The organism is Kiloniella litopenaei, assembly GCF_000982415.1.
In the GTDB taxonomy this organism is placed as follows: Bacteria; Pseudomonadota; Alphaproteobacteria; order Kiloniellales; family Kiloniellaceae; genus Kiloniella; species Kiloniella litopenaei.
Window position 1 is genome coordinate 286,787 of the sequence record NZ_LANI01000004.1, and the last position, 16,775, is coordinate 303,561.

15 protein-coding genes are annotated in these 16,775 nt (G+C 46.6%); 12 read left to right on the top strand and 3 right to left on the bottom strand.

The window, feature by feature from the left end:
- Positions 1 to 111: 111 nt before the first annotated feature.
- The 4 genes from serS to WH95_RS07785 are packed head-to-tail and all read left to right on the top strand — an operon-like array spanning position 112 to position 4,063.
- Positions 112 to 1,389 carry a serine--tRNA ligase gene (serS, locus tag WH95_RS07770; RefSeq protein ID WP_046505238.1) on the top strand — a complete coding sequence of 426 codons (1,278 nt, stop codon included), beginning with the start codon at positions 112 to 114 and terminating at the stop codon, positions 1,387 to 1,389.
- Positions 1,382 to 2,170 (top strand): 5'/3'-nucleotidase SurE, encoded by a 789-nt coding sequence (gene surE, locus WH95_RS07775; protein WP_046505240.1) that lies wholly within the window; start codon positions 1,382 to 1,384, stop codon positions 2,168 to 2,170. Before serS ends, surE begins: the two co-directional genes overlap by 8 nt.
- Positions 2,167 to 2,808 (top strand): protein-L-isoaspartate(D-aspartate) O-methyltransferase, encoded by a 642-nt coding sequence (locus WH95_RS07780; protein WP_046505242.1) that lies wholly within the window; start codon positions 2,167 to 2,169, stop codon positions 2,806 to 2,808. The genes surE and WH95_RS07780 overlap by 4 nt, the downstream gene beginning before the upstream one ends.
- Positions 2,771 to 4,063: a M23 family metallopeptidase gene (locus WH95_RS07785; RefSeq protein ID WP_157845916.1), complete on the top strand. Its 1,293-nt coding sequence runs from the start codon at positions 2,771 to 2,773 to the stop codon at positions 4,061 to 4,063. The genes WH95_RS07780 and WH95_RS07785 overlap by 38 nt, the downstream gene beginning before the upstream one ends.
- Before the next feature lie 49 nt (positions 4,064 to 4,112).
- Here the strand turns inward: WH95_RS07785 and WH95_RS07790 are convergent, their stop codons facing one another.
- Positions 4,113 to 4,985: an ATP-binding protein gene (locus tag WH95_RS07790; protein ID WP_046505244.1), complete on the bottom strand. Its 873-nt coding sequence runs from the start codon at positions 4,983 to 4,985 to the stop codon at positions 4,113 to 4,115.
- A 212-nt stretch (positions 4,986 to 5,197) separates the two neighbouring features.
- Here WH95_RS07790 and yajC point away from each other — a divergent pair, with 212 nt between their 5' ends.
- The 5 genes from yajC (at position 5,198) to WH95_RS07815 (ending at position 9,541) form a co-directional block, all read left to right on the top strand.
- Positions 5,198 to 5,572: a preprotein translocase subunit YajC gene (gene yajC / locus WH95_RS07795; RefSeq protein ID WP_046505245.1), complete on the top strand. Its 375-nt coding sequence runs from the start codon at positions 5,198 to 5,200 to the stop codon at positions 5,570 to 5,572.
- Positions 5,573 to 5,697: 125 nt separating this feature from the next.
- Positions 5,698 to 7,266 (top strand): protein translocase subunit SecD, encoded by a 1,569-nt coding sequence (secD, locus tag WH95_RS07800; protein ID WP_046505248.1) that lies wholly within the window; start codon positions 5,698 to 5,700, stop codon positions 7,264 to 7,266.
- Between the two features lie 15 nt (positions 7,267 to 7,281).
- Positions 7,282 to 8,259 (top strand): protein translocase subunit SecF, encoded by a 978-nt coding sequence (secF, locus tag WH95_RS07805; RefSeq protein ID WP_046505250.1) that lies wholly within the window; start codon positions 7,282 to 7,284, stop codon positions 8,257 to 8,259.
- 12 nt (positions 8,260 to 8,271) lie between these two features.
- Complete coding sequence (locus WH95_RS07810; protein WP_046505253.1) at positions 8,272 to 8,649, top strand: Mth938-like domain-containing protein; 378 nt, start codon at positions 8,272 to 8,274, stop codon at positions 8,647 to 8,649.
- Between the two features lie 22 nt (positions 8,650 to 8,671).
- Positions 8,672 to 9,541: a phytoene/squalene synthase family protein gene (locus WH95_RS07815; protein ID WP_046505256.1), complete on the top strand. Its 870-nt coding sequence runs from the start codon at positions 8,672 to 8,674 to the stop codon at positions 9,539 to 9,541.
- Between the two features lie 57 nt (positions 9,542 to 9,598).
- Here the strand turns inward: WH95_RS07815 and trmFO are convergent, their stop codons facing one another.
- On the bottom strand, positions 9,599 to 10,960 hold the full coding sequence (trmFO, locus tag WH95_RS07820) for a methylenetetrahydrofolate--tRNA-(uracil(54)-C(5))-methyltransferase (FADH(2)-oxidizing) TrmFO (RefSeq protein ID WP_046505446.1): 1,362 nt from the start codon (positions 10,958 to 10,960) through the stop codon (positions 9,599 to 9,601).
- A 152-nt stretch (positions 10,961 to 11,112) separates the two neighbouring features.
- Here trmFO and WH95_RS07825 point away from each other — a divergent pair, with 152 nt between their 5' ends.
- Complete coding sequence (locus WH95_RS07825) at positions 11,113 to 12,357, top strand: adenylate/guanylate cyclase domain-containing protein (RefSeq protein ID WP_052741866.1); 1,245 nt, start codon at positions 11,113 to 11,115, stop codon at positions 12,355 to 12,357.
- Between the two features lie 60 nt (positions 12,358 to 12,417).
- Here the strand turns inward: WH95_RS07825 and uvrA are convergent, their stop codons facing one another.
- On the bottom strand, positions 12,418 to 15,258 hold the full coding sequence (gene uvrA / locus WH95_RS07830) for an excinuclease ABC subunit UvrA (RefSeq protein ID WP_046505259.1): 2,841 nt from the start codon (positions 15,256 to 15,258) through the stop codon (positions 12,418 to 12,420).
- A 240-nt stretch (positions 15,259 to 15,498) separates the two neighbouring features.
- On the opposite strand from uvrA, the gene ssb reads away from it, so the two are divergent.
- The gene (ssb, locus tag WH95_RS07840; RefSeq protein ID WP_046505262.1) at positions 15,499 to 16,026 is read left to right on the top strand and encodes a single-stranded DNA-binding protein; all 528 of its coding nucleotides are present in this window, start codon (positions 15,499 to 15,501) and stop codon (positions 16,024 to 16,026) included.
- A 73-nt stretch (positions 16,027 to 16,099) separates the two neighbouring features.
- Positions 16,100 to 16,552: a GNAT family N-acetyltransferase gene (locus WH95_RS07845; RefSeq protein WP_046505264.1), complete on the top strand. Its 453-nt coding sequence runs from the start codon at positions 16,100 to 16,102 to the stop codon at positions 16,550 to 16,552.
- The last annotated feature ends 223 nt before the right edge of the window (positions 16,553 to 16,775 follow it).

Consider the following 16,775-nt stretch of genomic DNA (forward strand, 5'->3'; position numbering starts at 1 on the left):
AAGGCCTTTAGCAGCGAGATTTTGCTTATTTCAGACTTACGTATACCCTGTTGATAAGTACATTCGTTTTAATTGAAATTTGTCTCTCTCAGTACAAGGACAGAGATACCCATGTATGACCTAAAATTGATCCGCGAAACCCCTGACGTTTTTGATGAGGGGCTTAAGCGCCGTAATATGGAACCAATGTCTGCCCAGATTCTGGACCTGGATAAACAGCATCGTGCGTTACAGGCCGAGTTGCAGGAAATGCAGGCACGCCGTAATGAAGCGTCGAAACAAATTGGTATTGCAAAGCGTAATGGCGAGGATGCGTCGGACCTTATGGCAGAGGTTGCGGGTATCAAAGAAGGTATGTCTGAAAAAGAGACGGCTGAATCTGATCTGGGTAATCAGATTAAAACGATCCTGGCTGGTATTCCTAATCGCCCAAAAGATGATGTGCCTGTTGGCGAAGACGAAGACGATAATGTTCTGGTCCGCACCGTTGGTGATAAACCTGAACTGGGCTTTGAAGCAAAGCAGCACTTTGAACTGGGTGAAGAGCTTGGTGAAATGGACTTTGAGCTTGCCGCAAAATTGTCCGGATCCAGATTTGTGGTGCTTAAGGGAAGTGTTGCCCGTCTTTACCGTGCCTTGTCACAATTCATGATTGACATGCATGTTGATGAGCATGGCTATACAGAAGTTGTTCCACCTGTTCTTGTGCGTGATCACGTCATGTATGGGACCGGGCAGTTGCCAAAGTTTGCCGAGGATTCTTTCAAGACGGAAGAAGGATTCTGGCTTATTCCAACTGCTGAGGTGCCGTTGACGAATACAGTTGCTGGCGAAATTCTAAAGGAAGATGAACTACCAAAGCGTATGACTGCCTTAACGCCGTGTTTCCGTTCCGAAGCTGGCTCAGCCGGACGTGATACCCGTGGTATGTTGCGTCAGCACCAGTTTGATAAGGTTGAAATGGTTTCTGTTGTTCATCCGGATAAATCCGATGATGAGTTGGAGCGGATGACCAGTTGCGCAGAAGATGTTCTTAAGAAACTGGGGCTGCATTATCGTGTCGTTGTCCTGTGTACTGGCGACATGGGATTTGGCGCGCGTAAGACGTATGATATCGAGGTCTGGTTACCGGGACAGGATGCGTACCGTGAAATTTCCAGCTGTTCTACCTGTGGCGATTTTCAGGCGCGTCGTATGAACGGCCGTTTCAGATCTACGGAAACCAAGAAGCCAGCCTTTGTTCATACTTTGAACGGTTCTGGTGTGGCAGTTGGACGTTGTTTGATTGCAGTGATGGAAAACTACCAGCAGGCTGATGGTTCTATCACTGTTCCTGAGGTTCTTAGACCATACATGGGGGGTAAAGAAAGTATTCGCCTGAATGACTAAGACCTTAGAAAACCTTGCGAATGCGCGGATACTTTTGTCAAACGATGACGGTATCCACGCCAAAGGTTTATCTGTTCTAGAGGATATCGCTCGACAACTATCTGATGATATCTGGATCATCGCGCCAGAATCAGAACAATCGGCCTCCAGTCATTCTTTGACCCTTCGACGTCCCTTGCGCGAACGCAAGCTAGGCGATAAGCGCTATTCTATTGATGGGACACCAACAGACTGTGTTCTGATGGCCATGAAATATCTGATGGCTGACAAGTCTCCTGATTTGGTTCTGTCTGGCGTAAATGTCGGGGCAAACCTGGGGGAAGATGTTATTTATTCAGGTACTGTCGCTGCTGCTATGGAGGGGGCTATCCTTGGTGCGAGATCCGTTGCATTAAGCTTGAGGCCTGATGATCAGGATGAAAGCCTCTTTCACTGGGATACAGTCACCAAGTTTGCACCTGATATCATTGCGAAGCTTGCGACATGGTCTGAGCCTGGAAATCTGTTGTTCAATGTGAACTTCCCGGGCATTCCTGCTGATCAGGTCAAAGGTATTAAGGTCTGTGCCCAAGGACATCGCGACGAGGGCACAACAGTCGTAGAAGGGAATGATCCCAGTGGGCGACCTTATTTATGGGTTGGACAGTTTATCAGTCATCATACCTCGGTTCCCAATGCAGATCTGACAGCAATAGCCGATGGATACATTACGGTTACACCGCTGAAATACGACCTGACAGATAATGCTGTTTTGAAGAAAATGGGATTTTTGTTCCCATGAGTCTGGAAGCACGAAAAATCAGACTTATTATGGAACTAAGGCGCGGCGGTATTTCAGATACTGGCGTTCTTTCGGCAATTGAGCGTATTCCAAGAGAGGCCTTTGTCCCCGGACCTTTTCAAGATCAGTCCTATGAAAATATGGCGCTTCCCATTGGTCGGGGGCAAACCCTTAGTCAGCCGCAGGTTGTTGCGATGATGACCCAGGCGCTTTCTGTAACCAAACGCATGAAGATTCTCGAGGTTGGTACGGGCTCTGGATATCAGGCATCAATCCTGTCGCGTTTATGTCGGCGTGTTTATACGATTGAACGTTATCGGGAGCTATTGGGCGAGGCGGAAGAACGCTTTACAAATTTACGTCTCCACAATGTGACCACAAAGCTAGGGGATGGTTACAAAGGGTGGAAAGAGCAAGCACCGTTTGAACGCATAATTATCACAGCTGCACCAAAGGAAATTCCCGAAGCTCTGCTTGAGCAACTGGCAATTGGTGGTATTCTTGTTTTACCGTTGGGATCACAAGGTAATAATCAGGAATTGATCAGAATTACGCGGACAGAAAGCGGGTTTGATCACGAAAACCTTGGAGGGGTGCGTTTTGTGCCTCTTGTTCATGGAATGCCAAAGGACAGCTGATTGGCTTTGGCGGTGTGTTGTACAGGAAACGCTCGTAACTAATTTGATGTTTAACCGGACCAGCTTATCAACTTTAAAATTAGGATTTATACTGTTAAGCGCAGGGCTATACGGGTGTACGATAAATCCATCTTCGTTTCCGACGACGACCACAACAAAGAAAACGACGACGGCAACAGTTTATAATTATCCACCTTCTATTTTACCAAAGAGAAAACCAACGCCACCTCCGAAACCTTCCGACACGGGGCAGGCGACAGGCAGGGTTGCGGGTGTCTCAATTCCTGCATTGCTACCAGAAAATATTCCGCTGCCTAAACGAAACCCAAGAAGGCAGGTTCGGCAAAGCAGCTCATCGCCTGTTGTGCAAGAGGCAAGAACGACGTCGCAGACTTTGAATGACCCGTCGCAGGTTTCAACGACTCAATATACAGTAAATCGCGGCGATACAGTCTATTCCATATCGCGAAAACGCCGGGTCTCTATTCGCGAGCTTATTATCCTGAACAGGCTTTCCCCGCCCTATAAGCTATTGGTTGGGCAGGTTATCAAGCTACCGGTTTCGAAAGAACATGTCGTGATTGCCGGGGATACACTTTATAGTATCTCTCGTCGTTATGGTGTCGAGACAACGGCGCTGGTAAAGCTGAACAAAATTAACCCACCTTATGCTCTGTATATCGGGCAGCGTTTGAATTTACCTGCGTTACGAGAGGGGAATACGGTACGTTCCGCGACTGTTTCTCCGGTGACGAATAGTCCAAATGTAACAACTAAAAATAATAAGAAATCGTCACCCAAAACACCTGTTCGAAATGCTATTCCTGATAGCCCCAAAAACTTTACAGGCCCGGTTCCCAAACCGTTGCCGCGATCATTCAGTAATTTCCTGCGCCCTGTTAAGGGGAAGGTCATTTCGTCTTTTGGCCCAAAAGAAGGTGGCATACATAACGATGGTATCAATATTTCTGCGCGTCGTGGGACACCTGTTAAAGCAGCAGAGAATGGTGTGGTCGTTTATGCGGGAAGTGAGCTAAAAGGTTTTGGACAAATGTTGTTGATCAAGCATTCTGATGGATGGGTGACAGCCTATGCCCACACGGATCAGCTATTGGTTGGACGCGGTCAACGGGTGAAACGGGGGCAAGATATCGCCAAGGTTGGCAGTACAGGCAATGTCTCTAAACCCCAACTTCACTTTGAAATTCGCAAAGGCTCCCAAGCCGTCAATCCAAACAAGCTTTTAACCAATTAGATTTGTTTGAGAGAACTTTTCTCAAGGCACTTTTCTCTGGGAATCTTGCTCAGGGAATCTTGATAGACATGCGTCCGGCGAGGTCCTGTATAAACTGCCAGGCAACACGGCCAGATCGGGACCCGCGAGTAACCGACCATTCCCGGGCTTCGGCATGAAGTGCCTCTTGATCAATTTTGATACCGTATTTTTCGACGTAGCCTTCGATCATGGCAAAGAAAGTATCCTGATCACAATTGTGGAAACCTAGCCACAATCCAAAACGATCAGATAAGCTAACATTTTCTTCTGTTGCCTCAGAAGTATGAATGGCCGACGATCTTTCATTTTCGATCATATCACGGGCCATAAGGTGCCTGCGGTTTGACGTCGCGTAGAAGAGTACGTTTCTCGGGCGACCTTCTATGCCTCCCTCCAGGACAGCTTTGAGCGACTTGTAGGTATCATCTTGGCTGTCAAAACTTAGATCATCACAGAAAAGAATACAGGGACGATCTGACGTTTTTAAAATTTTCAATAACCTTGGTAGAGAAGGGATATCTTCACGGTGGATTTCAACAAGTGTCACTTTGTCGAAATTTCTCTTCTTTGCGAGTGAATTGACCTTGTCATGAACTGCTTTGACAATTGAGCTTTTTCCCGTGCCTCTTGCCCCCCATAACAACGCATTATTTGCGGGAAACCCTTCGACAAATCGCAGTGTATTGTTCAAAAGAGATTCTCTTTGGCGATCAATTCCCTTGAGTAGATCAAAATCAACCCGATTCACATCTTCAACAGGTTCCAAAGTATCTGGATTAGTCTGCCATACATAGGCATCTGCCAAAGAAAGGTCCGGGACACTATGTTGTTGTGGGGATAGTTTCTCGAGTGCCGTAGCAATACGTTCGAGTATTGGGTATAAGTCTTTAGAATCAGTCATTTAAATTACTCCGGCGCACGAACTGGCTGTCGATCATTTTGCGAACCCTAGCGAGCGTACCCAAGTCAGTCAAATGCTCTGTCTTGCCATGAGGTTTTCTTTGTTTTTCTGTTCGTTTGCATTTCCGGGCCAGACAGTTATAGTCCGCGGGTAATTTTTTTTGGGGGGTTGCTTGGCAACCGATTCCAAGTTCTTAAGTTTTGGAGGGATTAATGTTGATTTCCACAGCCTATGCCCAGGCAGCTGGTGGTGCTGGTTCGTCGAGTGAATTGTTTGCGACACTATTCCCACTCGTTCTGATCTTTGCGGTGTTCTATTTTCTGATTATTCGCCCGCAAAGCAAGAAGATGAAACAGCAAAAAGCGATGATTGATGCCATTCGTCGTGGTGATAAAGTTATCACTGCTGGTGGTATTGTTGGAACTGTTGCAAAAGTTCAAGACGGTGGCGAAGTTCAGGTTGATATTGCTGAAAACGTTCGTATCACTGTCATTCAGAGCACGATTGCAAGTGTTATCAGCAAGACAGAGCCTGCTGATAAATCTGCAAACGACGACAAAGAAAAAGACAAAAAATCTAAAGATTAAGCTGCTCTTAGTTTTCCTTTGAGAGGAAAATTTATAAAAAAGCATCTTTAGAGGTGGTTTTTACCTGCTCTGGTTCTATATCCAGAGCAGGTTTATTTCATATTTAACAGATAATACGGCCCGTTATGGTTCAGTTTTCCAAGTGGCAGATTTTTGCAGTTATTGGCGTTCTTGTTCTCGGTATTTTTTATGCCATGCCGAACTTGTTCAAAGAACAAACTCTTGAAACGTTCCCTGATTGGGTCGCGAGTGATCAAATTAACCTGGGGCTTGATCTTCAGGGTGGCTCATATCTCTTGCTGGAAGTTGATTTGGAAGCTGTCGAAGAAGAACAGCTAACGAATTTGGTTGAAGGGATCAGGGCAAACCTGCGTTCTGAACGCATTGGATATCAGAATCTGGGTGTCGAAGGCAAAGCCGCAGTCTTTACATTGCGCGATGCAAGTGAAGAGATGATCGGGCGTGTCCGCCAGATGATTTTTCAAAATAACCCGGGATTATTGATTTCAACAGATGATGCCAAGGTTATTTCCGAATACAGTGATCAAGTCCTGAGAGAGCGCCGAATTGCGGTCATTAACCAGTCAATTGAAGTTCTTCGGAAACGTCTGGATGAAACAGGTACAAAAGAGATCAGCCTGCAGAGACAAGGTGAAAGCCGTATCCTAATTCAGGTGCCGGGTGTTAAAGATCCAGATGAAATTAAGCGCTTGATCGGTAAAACTGCGAAGTTGACGTTCCACTTGGTTGATCAAAATGCTGACCCTTATTCAGGCAAGGCACCTGTTGGTTCACAAATTATGTTGTCGCAAGAAACACAGGCAAGTGGCCAACCACAACGTTACGTTATTAAAAAACGGGTGATGGTAAGTGGCGAAAACCTGATCGACGCACAGTCAACTTTCCAGGATGCTCAGCCTGTTATCTCGTTTACTTTTGATACAACAGGGGCGCAAAGATTTGCGCGGGTAACCCAGGAAAATGTAAACCGTCCTTTTGCCATTGTTCTGGATGGCAAGGTTATTTCAGCCCCTGTTATCAGGTCTCCAATCCTAACGGGTAATGGGATCATTTCAGGTAACTTTACACCGCAATCTGCAGAAGAACTCGCTGTACTTCTCAGGGCTGGTGCTCTACCTGCGCCGCTTGATATTCTCGAAGAACGTACAGTTGGTGCCGGGCTTGGTGAAGATTCAGTCAATGCAGGTAAGATTGCGAGTATCATTGGCCTGGTGCTTGTGCTGATCTTTATGGGATCAGCTTATGGCCTGTTTGGTGTCATGGCGAATTTTGCACTGGTTGCGAATCTTGTTTTGATTGTCGCCGTTCTGTCGCTGTTTCAGGCGACACTTACGCTGCCGGGGATTGCGGGGATTGTGTTGACGATTGGTATGGCCGTGGATGCCAACGTACTTATTTTTGAGCGTATTCGCGAAGAAATACGAAATGGTCGGGGACCGGTTATGGCGGTCGATGCAGGTTATAAACGGGCGATTGCAACGATCCTGGATTCAAATATTACGACCCTCATTGCGGCTGTTTTGCTGTTCCAGTTTGGGACAGGGCCGATCAAAGGATTTGCCGTCACACTGACCATCGGAATTGTTACATCTATGTTCACAGCGATTATGTTTACAAGATTGCTTATTGTGACCTGGTTGCGCCGCCGTCGGCCGCAATCGCTTGGTATATAAGAGGAGGCTGGAATAATGGCGTTAATTAAAAAGCTTCCGACAGATCTTAACATCAACTTTATGGGCAAAAGAAAGCTCTTTATGGCTTTCTCTGCTCTTATGATTGCCTTGTCCCTGGTGTTGGTGGCAACACGAGGATTGAACTTTGGTGTCGATTTCCGGGGTGGTATTCTGATTGAAATCAGAACATCGGAACCTGCAGATTTGTCCTCTCTAAGATCTCGTATTGGTTCGCTTGGTCTGGGTGAAATTAGCTTACAGGAATTTGGTGCGCCAACAGATGTTTTGATCAACATCCAGAAACAGGATGGTGATGAAAAAGAACAGATGAAAGCCATTCAGTTGGTCAAGGACGAACTGGGGGCTGCGGTTGAAGAATATCGCCGTGTTGAGTTCGTTGGTCCAAAGGTAGGTGCTGAACTTAAAGAAGATGGGGCTTTAGCCACGCTTTTTGCTTTACTGGGGATCGCTTTTTACATTTGGTTCCGGTTTGAATGGCAATTTTCGGTTGCTGCCTTGATGGCATTGACACACGATATTATTACGACAATCGGTTTCTTTGCCCTGACACAGTACGAATTCAATCTGGCGACGCTTGCGGCTGTTTTGACGATTGCGGGCTATTCGATCAACGATACGGTTGTTATTTTTGACCGTGTGCGTGACGAACTACGCCGCTATAAAAAGATGGAAGTAATCGACGTGCTCAATATGTCGATTAACAGAACACTTTCCCGGACCGTATTGACATCTGTTACCACATTACTTGCCCTTATCGCACTCTTTGTGTTTGGTGGCGAAGTCATCAGAGGGTTGAGCCTTGGACTTATCTGGGGTGTTACCATCGGGACCTATTCTTCTGTCGGGCTTGCTGTTCCACTGCTTTTTGCAACGAACGTCAGATCCTCTATTCCTGAAGAAGAGGAAGAGGGACTTGTGGACGAGAACGGTGATAAGATCGAACTCGTTCAGGAAAATGACAAAGCCAGTTAGGAGTTAACCTTCGTGGAAGTCTCGCTTAAAATTCCAGAAGGAAAACAGGTTATTGAAAAATATGGTAATGGTCGGTTCATGGTATCCGACCATTACCATGAAGGTTCAATTTTGGTACTACCGGATTTGACTGAATCCTGGTCCGTTCAGCGCTTTTCCGAAGTATCTTTGAAAACCCTCAGTTCTTTTGTCGAAAAGGCAGACGAGATAGAGGTATTGATTATCGGGTGCGGAGCCAAAGGTGAATTTATTACACCTGCTTTCCGTAATAGCTTGAAAGAAAAAGGTCTAATTGTAGATGCTATGGATACAGGTGCTGCCTGTCGCACCTATAACGTCCTTCTTTCCGAGGGCCGGAATGTTGCCGCTGCTTTGATCGCAGTTGATTAAGATTTTCGCAGGCGCTTATCATATGTCGAATGAAACTGGCCTTTCCTATTGTGGTGAAGACATTAAAAAGAACGACTATGATCGTTATTTAACCTGTCTTTTTGCAAAGGATACTGTGCGGGAAAATCTTTTTGCCCTTTATGCTTTCAATCAGGAAATAGCCAAGACTGCTGAAGTTGTCAGTGAGCCCTTAACGGGAATGATTCGTTTGCAATGGTGGCGAGAAGCTATTGAAGGAATTTACGAGGGAAAACCTCGGAAACATCTTGTTGTTGAAGCATTAGCCAAAGCCGTGACCGAGCATGAGCTAAAGCGTAATAAACTTGATGAGTTTATAAATGCCAGAGAATTTGATCTAGAAGAGGCGGTCCCGCAAAATTTGTCAGCCTTGGAAAAGTACGTTCGAAAAACGTCTTCGGAACTGCTGGCTTTGGCAAGCGATATCGTCATTAATAAAACAAGTTTGGATAAGAAAACAACAGCGTCTCTCGATCAAGTTTGTCGGTCTATGGGGATAGCCTGGGGATTACTTGGTATTGTTAGAGCTACGCCCTTTTATGCTGCAAAAAAACGAATTTATTTACCCCAAGATCTTATTAGTCAGTGTGAACTGAACACGGCTACGCTTTTTGAGTTAAAATCCTCACCAGAGCTATGCGAGATTACCAAGGTTTTAACGATGGCGGTCAAGAACCACCTAATTCAGGCGCGTGTTCTTTCAAAGGAAGTACCCAAGCAAGTCAAATCCCTGCTATTACTGGGTGTGTTGGCAGATCAGTATATCAAAAAATTAGAAGCCAATGGTTATAATCCTTTTGATAAGGCACTTCATCACCCAAAGACGTCTGCGACGTGGCAGCTTATGTGGGCCAATATTTGGGGACGTTACTAAATAAAAAGGTCGCTCACCAAAGCGACCTTTTAAACTGAGTAAACTGGTTTCCCAATTCTATTGGTTTTCATCCAGCCAGGTTTTTAAATCTTCCAGTGCGCGCTTGGAATAAAGCGGCTTACGATCTTTCTTTTTAAGCTTTTTACCCGGTCCCTTTGGAATGTTTGGGAAAATCCCGAAATTCACATTCATGGGCTGAAAGGTTTTTGCATCAGCGCCGCCTGTGACGTGATTTATCAGTGCGCCGTGGGCCGTGGTAATTGGGGGGGCGGGCAGATCTTTGCCCAAACGTTCCGCAGCGGCAAATCGCCCGGCCATCAAACCTGATGCGGCTGATTCCACATATCCCTCAACACCGGTAATCTGCCCGGCAAATCTGAGGCGCGGCATTGGCTTCATGCGCAGAGAATGATCAAGTAGCTTAGGTGATTTCAAAAAAGTATTACGATGAAGGCCCCCAAGGCGGGCAAACTCAGCTTCTTCAAGACCTGGAATTGCACGAATAATTTCCATTTGCGCGCCGTATTTCATCTTGGTCTGGAAACCAACGATATTATATATGGTGCCCAGTTTGTTGTCTTGACGCAGTTGAACAACAGCATAGGGTTCCTCGTCGCTGTGCGGGTTTGATAATCCAACGGGCTTCATGGGACCAAAACGGAGTGTTTCAACACCTCGGCTTGCCATGACTTCGATTGGCAAGCAGCCTTCGAAATAGGGAGTGTTTTCTTCCCACTCCTTAAAGTCTGTTTTCTCACTGTCGATCAAGGCTTGAATAAAGGTTTCATATTGTTCTTTATTCATCGGGCAGTTGATGTAGTCGGCGCCATCGCCGCCGGGTCCAACCTTGTCATATCTGGACTGGAACCAAGCCTTGTCAAAGTTGATGGAATCTTTGTACACGATGGGGGCGATTGCATCGAAGAAGGCGAGGTACTCTTCCCCGGTGATTGAAGCAATGACCTCGCTCATGCTTTCGGATGTCAAAGGTCCTGTGGCGATAATGACAGAATCCCACTCTTCAGGGGGAAGGGCTGAAACCTCTTCGCGTTTGATGGTCACGAGGGGGTGATCTTCCAAGCGCTTGGTGACTTCGTCTGAAAAGTCGTTTCTGTCAACAGCCAAAGCACCACCCGCAGGAACCATATGTTTTGCGGCACAGGACATGATGAGCGAGTCCATTCTGCGCATTTCTTCGTGCAACAGACCAACAGCATTATTTTCATAATCATCTGACCGGAAAGAATTGGAGCAGACCAGCTCGGCAAGACCTTCGCCCTGGTGTGCTTCTGTTTTCCGAACCGGACGCATTTCATGAAGAACTACGGGAACGCCTGCTTGTGCGATTTGCCAGGTTGCTTCTGTTCCGGCCATACCACCGCCAACGACGTGGATCTCTTTTAGGTCACTCTTGCTCATGATTGTCTCTTTACTATTCATTGCGCCTGCAATAATAAAATTTTTTGTGTTATATCTACTAAAAAGCTGCTTTGCACCCATATGTTTTAAATAAATATATTTTCTTTCTCAGACCGTAATAATAACACAATAAACCGGAGCTCTTTAATTTCATGCAACGAATTGATGATCGCGTAAGGCGTGGTGGCGATGAAGACAGTCTGATCGGCTCTGTGGTTGATTGGGTAATGGCGCAGGCACTTCGTGATACGACGATTGAAGCGTTATTCGAAGGCTGCTGCCTAAGGCTGAGGTCTGCGGGGTTACCTATTGCTCGCGGATATATCGCTTTTCGTACTCTGCATCCTCTATACAGCGCCATGGGGTTGACCTGGGAGCTTGGTAACGGCGTGAAAACGGTCGGTATGTCACACGAAAGTTCCGGCTCTGAAGAATGGCGCAGAAGTCCGTTCTATTTCATGTTGAGTAAAGAGATCGGCTTGCTGAGACGACGTTTAGTTGGCGAAGGTGCTATCCATGACTTTAAGCTTATGGAAGATCTTCGTGACGATGGTTATACAGATGTCTTGTGTTACGCGATCCATTTTGATCAGGAATCTCTGGGTGATACAGATGGCAGGGGCATTCTGGGAACCTGGTCGAGTGACATTAAAGCGGGATTGAGTGATACAGATATCAAATCGCTTATTCGCGTGCAAAACCGTTTGGCTGTTGCCTGTAAAGTTATTATTACCCAGCAAATTGCCCATAATATCTCAACAACATATCTAGGCCGTAATGCGGGACAACGGGTTCTCAAAGGGCAAATCCAACGTGGGGACGGTGAAAAAATTCATGCGGTTATCTGGTACAGTGATCTCAGAAATTCGACCGCCTTGGCAGATATGATGCCGGAAGAGGATTATCTGGATCTGCTCAATGGGTATTTTGAAAGTACGGCTGGGGCCATTATTGATAATGGCGGAGACGTTTTATTACTGATCGGTGATGCGGTTTTGGGCATTTTTCCGTTCTCAGAAGATAAAACACAGGCAGAAACCGGGGAAATGGCAGTAAAAGCAGCCCATGATGCGGTGGAACGTATCAAGGAACTTAATGCCTGTGCCTGTGATAATGGCAAATGCGAGGCCTCTTTTGGTCTTGGTTTGCATGTTGGTAATGTGATGTTCGGCAATATCGGATTGCCTGATCGGCTTCAGTTCACAACGGTTGGTCCTGCGGTGAACGAGGTTGCCAGATTGGAAGCACTGACCAAAGACCTTGGTAAGCGCATTTTGATGAGTAAGGAATTTGCCGAAATCGTCGGACGGAAATGCATGCCAATGGGCGAGCACACATTGCGCGGGATCGAAGAAGTACGTGAGATCTATACGCTGGATGATCAAATAAAGGTATGATTTATTAATCTGATTTATTGAAAAAGGCCGGATAGCTTGTTTTCTATCCGGCCTTTTTTGTTACTTCAGGTAAGGTTTTAAATATTCACCTGTGTAGCTACCCTTCGTCTTGGCGACATCTTCCGGTGTTCCTGTCGCGACAACGCGTCCGCCTTTGTCTCCGCCCTCGGGACCCATGTCGATAATCCAGTCGGCAATTTTGATGACTTCAAGATTATGTTCAATACACAGGATGGTGTTGCCTTGATCAACCAGGGTTTGCAAGACTTCCAACAGTTTTTTTACATCGTCAAAGTGCAGACCTGTTGTCGGCTCATCCAGAATGTAAAGTGTTTTACCCGTTGCACGTCTGGAGAGTTCTTTTGCCAGTTTAACGCGCTGGGCTTCCCCGCCGGAAAGTGTTGTGGCTGCCTGACCAACCTGCACATAGCCAAGGCCAACTCTTTGAAGTGTTTCCAGCTTGTTCCGTATCGAAGGGACGGCCTTAAAAAATTCCAGTCCGTCATCTACGTTCATCTGTAAGACATCAGATATGGATTTGCCCTTATAGAGAATTTCAAGTGTCTCGCGGTTATAGCGTTTACCCTTGCAGACATCGCATTCAACATAAACATCGGGCAGGAAGTGCATCTCGATCTTGATAACACCATCGCCTTGACAGGCTTCACAACGCCCGCCCTTTACATTGAAAGAGAAGCGTCCGGGTTTGTATCCGCGGGTTTTCGCTTCGGGCAAGCCGGCAAACCAGTCTCTGATCGGAGAGAATGCGCCAGTGTAAGTCGCGGGGTTTGATCGTGGTGTTCGGCCAATAGGGGATTGGTCGATATCAATTACCTTATCGATAAACTCTAACCCTTCGATGGCATCGTGGCTTCCGGGTTGTCCCTTTGCATTGTGGAGTTTCCGGGAAACCGCTTTGTAGAGTGTCTCCAGAATGAGTGTTGATTTCCCACTACCGGAAACGCCCGTGATACAGGTAAAGGTTCCAAGGGGAACATCAATAGAAACATTCTTCAGGTTATTCTCATTGGCTTTGAGGACTTTGATGGTTTGCCCTTTGTGGCCTTTGCGCCGCTGTTCCGGCAGGTTGATTGCCAATTCACCCGTCAGGTATTTCGCGGTTAAACTTTCTTTTGTTGCCATGACTTCATTGGGGGAGCCACAGGCGACAACCTGCCCACCATGGGTTCCGGCACGCGGCCCCATATCTACGAGGTAATCTGCGGTTCGAATAGCGTCTTCATCATGTTCGACTACAACAACAGTATTACCCAAATCTCGCAAACGACGCAGTGTTTCCAGCAGTCGGGCATTATCCCGCTGATGCAGACCGATTGAAGGCTCGTCCAGTACATAGAGAACCCCGGTCAGGCCCGACCCAATTTGCGAGGCCAGTCGAATGCGTTGGCTTTCACCACCCGACAGGGTTGCGGAAGAACGGGAAAGTGTCAGGTAATCAAGGCCGACATTTACCAGAAAATAGAGGCGTTCGTTAATTTCCTTGAGAATTCTGACCGCAATTTCATTTTCCTTGTCGCTGAGAATATCCGGGAGTTTATTGAACCATTTTTCAGCCTCGGCAATAGAAAGTTGGGCAATCTCGCCAACGTGTTTTTTACCAATTTTAACGGCCAGAGCTTCCGGTTTGAGGCGATGCCCATCGCATGTCTGGCAAGGCTGTTTTGTCTGGTATTTTGACAGCTCTTCGCGAACCCAGTCACTGTCGGTTTCGCGAAAACGTCTTTCCATGTTGGGAATAATGCCTTCGAAAGGCTTCTTGGTCTGATAGCTTCGGTTGCCATCTGTATAGGTTATTTCGATGACCTCTTTACCTGAACCATGCAGAAGCAGTTTTTTGATTTTTTCAGGTAGGTCGTTCCAGGCGAGATCAAGAGCAAAGCCGTAGTGCTCGGCAAGACTTTTTAGGGTTTGCAAATAGTATTTAGAAGTCGAATTTGCCCAGGGAGCAATGGCCCCTTCTTTTAGGGTAACACGTTGGTCCGGTACGATCAGATCACCGTCAAAGATCAGGGTTTTCCCCAATCCGTCACAGGCGGGACAGGCCCCAAAGGGATTGTTGAAAGAGAACAGTCTGGGTTCAATCTCGTCAATGGTAAAACCTGATACCGGGCAGGCATAACGGGCCGAGAAAATTGTCTGTTCACCTGTCTTGGCGTTTTCAGCAAAGGCGATGCCATCGGCAAGGTTCAATGCGGTTTCCAGGCTGTCAGCCAAACGTGTTTTTATGTCATCCTTGACCACCACACGGTCAACAACAACCTCGATGTCGTGCTTTTTCTTTTTATCAAGCGCGGGAACGTCGCCGATTTCGTAAAGCTCTCCGTCAACTTTGACGCGTTGAAAGCCTCGAACCTGTAAATCGGCCAGTTCTTTACGGTACTCGCCTTTACGCCCCCGGACAATTGGCGCAAGCAGATAGAGGCGGGTACCACTTTCCATTTCCATAACCTTGTCAACCATCTGGCTGACGGACTGGCTTTCAATGGGAAGGCCCGTTGTCGGTGAGTAGGGAATGCCAACCCGGGCAAAGAGAAGGCGCAGGTAATCGTAAATTTCTGTGACAGTACCAACGGTAGAGCGTGGGTTTTTGGACGTTGTCTTTTGCTCGATTGAAATCGCTGGCGATAGTCCTTCGATAGAATCCACATCCGGCTTTTGCATCAGTTCCAGGAACTGGCGAGCATAGGCGGAAAGGGATTCGACATAACGTCGCTGTCCTTCGGCGTAGATCGTATCAAAGGCGAGAGACGACTTGCCGGACCCACTGAGGCCTGTGATAACAACGAGTTCGTTTCTGGGTAAATCAACACTGACGTTTTTCAGGTTATGTTCTCTCGCGCCACGTACGGAAATAGTGCGGGATTCCTGTATTGAACTCATTTTGTCGCCTGTAAATGTTTTGCAAATGTTCTCGTTGGAATATATATGGACGAACAGTGAACAAAATGCATCCTTTTTTATAAAAACGGATGAAAAATTTGCTGAAAAGCTTTCTGAAAAATGCGAAGATCTTGCAGAAAAGAGATCGATCTTTTATTAGACGTTGGCTCTGAGCGACCCGACTGATAGGGTTTCAGATCAAATTTTTTAGATTCTAAAGTAAATCATAGGGAAGAAGCCATGGCTGGTAGTGTTAACAAGGTGATTCTGGTTGGTAATCTGGGGCGAGATCCTGAAATCCGTTCCATGCAATCAGGACAGCGTGTGGCTAATTTGAACATAGCAACATCAGAAAGCTGGAAAGACCGCAACACGGGCGAACGTCGGGACAAAACCGAATGGCACCGTGTGGTGATTTTTAACGATCGTCTGGTTGATGTTGCCGAGAAATTCTTGCGCAAAGGCTCCAAGGTTTATCTGGAAGGCCAGTTGCAAACCCGTAAATGGACGGATAACGCGGGTGTTGAAAAATACACCACAGAGATCGTTCTACAGAACTTCCGCGGCGAACTGACAATGCTTGATGGTCGTAACGACGGTCAGGGCGGCGGCTTTGGCGATTCTTCCGGTGGTGACGCTGGTGGCTTTGGCAGCAGCGGTAGCTCAGGCGGCGGTTACGGCGGCGGCTTTGGCGGTGGTTCCTCTGGTGGTGGATCAACAGGCGGCAGTGCACCAGTTGACGACCTAGACGACGAAATCCCGTTCTAAGTTTGTTGAAATACGTTAATGAAAGCGGCTCTTTGGGGGCCGCTTTTCTATTTGAGGTAGGGATAAGAAAGCTATGATCAAAACAGATCTCCTTCATTTTGAACAGCTTTCCACGGAACAGCTTTATCAGATTTTACAACTTCGTTCGGATATCTTTGTTCTCGAACAGACATCCCTATACCGGGATATGGATGGGCAAGATACAGTTGCCTGGCATGTTCTTGCTGCTGATGATGAGGGCCACCTTGTTGGCGTTCTCCGCATTCTGAAAGATCCTAAAGATCACAGCTGTTACAAGATTGGACGGGTCGCGGTTGCTAAGGCAGCGAGAGGGCAGGGGATCGCTGTTGATTTAATGGAGCGGGCACACAGCTTTATTGCCAAGCAGGACGCTGCCGAAAGGATTGAGATTTCAGCACAGCAACATTTGCAGAAGTTTTACAATAGCCTTGGTTATGTTACCGTTTCTGAAGAACCTTATGATGATGCGGGTATACCACACGTAGACATGATCCGGGCTGTATAAAATGGTGGAAAATTGTCCCTTGACAAATTAAAATAAAGTAGAATTTGTTGATTTGAGGTCGGGATCAAAAAATTATTTAAATTCAACCCTGTAGAACGGTATTTTTCCCTCTCTTTTTACACACATTTTGTTGTGGCTCTGCGATGAATTTGTTACATTTCATGTGATTTTTTTTACGCCTGAAATAACTGGTGTTTTGGCTTTGTGCTGTTCCCGGTTTTAG

Excerpts from the sequence above, each read along its gene's own strand:
- serS (WP_046505238.1), top strand. The coding sequence starts at position 112 with ATGTATGACCTAAAATTGATCCGCGAAACCCCTGACGTTTTTGATGAG.
- surE (WP_046505240.1), top strand. The coding sequence starts at position 1,382 with ATGACTAAGACCTTAGAAAACCTTGCGAATGCGCGGATACTTTTGTCA.
- WH95_RS07780 (WP_046505242.1), top strand. The coding sequence starts at position 2,167 with ATGAGTCTGGAAGCACGAAAAATCAGACTTATTATGGAACTAAGGCGC.
- WH95_RS07790 (WP_046505244.1), bottom strand. The coding sequence starts at position 4,985 with ATGACTGATTCTAAAGACTTATACCCAATACTCGAACGTATTGCTACG.
- yajC (WP_046505245.1), top strand. The coding sequence starts at position 5,198 with ATGTTGATTTCCACAGCCTATGCCCAGGCAGCTGGTGGTGCTGGTTCG.
- secD (WP_046505248.1), top strand. The coding sequence starts at position 5,698 with ATGGTTCAGTTTTCCAAGTGGCAGATTTTTGCAGTTATTGGCGTTCTT.
- secF (WP_046505250.1), top strand. The coding sequence starts at position 7,282 with ATGGCGTTAATTAAAAAGCTTCCGACAGATCTTAACATCAACTTTATG.
- WH95_RS07815 (WP_046505256.1), top strand. The coding sequence starts at position 8,672 with ATGTCGAATGAAACTGGCCTTTCCTATTGTGGTGAAGACATTAAAAAG.
- trmFO (WP_046505446.1), bottom strand. The coding sequence starts at position 10,960 with ATGAGCAAGAGTGACCTAAAAGAGATCCACGTCGTTGGCGGTGGTATG.
- WH95_RS07825 (WP_052741866.1), top strand. The coding sequence starts at position 11,113 with ATGCAACGAATTGATGATCGCGTAAGGCGTGGTGGCGATGAAGACAGT.
- uvrA (WP_046505259.1), bottom strand. The coding sequence starts at position 15,258 with ATGAGTTCAATACAGGAATCCCGCACTATTTCCGTACGTGGCGCGAGA.
- ssb (WP_046505262.1), top strand. The coding sequence starts at position 15,499 with ATGGCTGGTAGTGTTAACAAGGTGATTCTGGTTGGTAATCTGGGGCGA.
- WH95_RS07845 (WP_046505264.1), top strand. The coding sequence starts at position 16,100 with ATGATCAAAACAGATCTCCTTCATTTTGAACAGCTTTCCACGGAACAG.